General features: G+C 67.9%; 1 protein-coding gene. It reads right to left on the bottom strand.

Annotated features, from left to right (window positions below; all coding sequences use genetic code 11):
* Positions 1 to 138 precede the first annotated feature (138 nt).
* Positions 139 to 942, bottom strand: coding sequence for an IS5 family transposase (locus ACTWQR_RS55760; protein WP_443235021.1), 804 nt, complete (start codon positions 940 to 942; stop codon positions 139 to 141).
* Positions 943 to 1,111: the final 169 nt, after the last annotated feature.

The raw sequence follows: 1,111 nt of genomic DNA, 5'->3' as shown, positions 1-1,111 counted from the left end.
CCGGGCCCGGGACGGCCTCCCGGCTCGAAGAACAAGCACCGAGCCAGGCACCACGACGTCGGCAAGACCGTCAAACGCGCCGAGTCGATCAAGGAACACCAAGCCCGCCCACGTTAAACGCCAAGCTTAGGGGATGTCTCATGTGGCGAGTTTCGCGAGCTTCTTGTAGCAGGTGAGGGCGGCGGCCAGGCCGAGGAAGGCGAGGAAGTGGGAGCACTTTCGCTCGTACCGGATGGTGAGGCGGCGGTAGCCGAACAGCCAGGCGGTCGACCGCTCGATCTTCCAGCGGTGTCGGCCGAGCCGTTCGCTCGATTCGATCCCGGGGCGTGCGATGCGCCGGATGAGTCCGCGCTCGCACAGCCAGGTGAGGTGTTCGGCGGAGAAGTACGCCTTGTCCGCGCGGAGTTTGACTGGCTGGCGCCGACGCGGCCCGCGTCGGGATCGGACGGCGGGTATGCCGCGGATGAGCGGCTTGAGGGCGAGGCTGTCGTGCATGTTCGCGCCGGACACGGCGACGGCGAGCGGGATGCCCTGGGCATCGGACAGCACGTGCAGTTTGCTGCCCTTCTTGCCGCGATCGACCGGGTTCGGCCCGGTCAGCGTGCCCCCCTTTTTGGCCCGGACCGAGGCGGCGTCGACGATCGCCGCGGTCCAGTCCAGCTCGCCCCGCGCGCCGAGTTCGTCCAGGACCGTCCGGTGGAGCCGACGCCACAGCCCCGCTCGGGTCCACACGGTGAACCGGCGGTGCGCCGTCGCGGGCGAGACACCGAACGCCTCCGGCAGATGCCGCCAGGCACACCCGCTGGTCAGTACATAAACAACCGCCGTGAACACGGCCCGCTCGTCACGCGGAGCGGTCCCGCCGCCCTGCGGACGGGAGTTGAACGACGGCAGCAATGGAGTGACCAACTCCCGCAGACCGTCACGAACGAGCCGCTGCAACAGATCGACACCCACAAGCAACAATGATGCCGCAGCTGTGACTGAGGCTGCGCCAAGCTCGTTTCCGCAGTTCAGTGGGGCTGGTGTGATGCGCTGGTGAGGTCCTCACGCTGGTAGGCGGCATGATCGTCGGGGCGAGATCGTCCGCCAGTCTCGTCACCGCTGTACT

This window comes from Streptomyces sp. 2A115, assembly GCF_052245575.1.
Classification (GTDB): Bacteria; Actinomycetota; Actinomycetes; order Streptomycetales; family Streptomycetaceae; genus Streptomyces.
The sequence above is the reverse complement of the archived record's forward strand: the minus strand, read 5'-3'. Positions and strand labels throughout refer to the sequence as shown.